Here is a 227-nt window from a genome sequence, read left to right as displayed (position 1 = left end):
ACTCTATTAGATAATGCATTATGCATCTCACGAGTAATAATTTTGGATCCTTTATTCTTTGGTTTATCAGCAATCATCAACTCAATACCACCTTCCTTATAATTACTTAACCAGCGTTCTAAAGTTCTAATATGGACAAAGACACTATCTGCTACTTCCTGGCGAGTCTTAAACTTTCCACTCTTTATTAATAATAAACTCTTCAACCGCTTTTCCTTCTTAAGACT

At 33.5% G+C, this 227-nt stretch carries 1 protein-coding gene; it reads right to left on the bottom strand.

The genetic code is table 11. The features are described from left to right. The coding region (locus tag Q0838_RS14315) for a helix-turn-helix domain-containing protein (RefSeq protein ID WP_298956576.1) at positions 1-227 on the bottom strand (227 nt) is incomplete at both ends.

The sequence above is a fragment of the uncultured Nonlabens sp. genome (genome assembly GCF_947495285.1).
In the GTDB taxonomy this organism is placed as follows: domain Bacteria; phylum Bacteroidota; class Bacteroidia; order Flavobacteriales; family Flavobacteriaceae; genus Nonlabens.
This window is presented reverse-complemented; position numbering and strand designations above follow the sequence as displayed.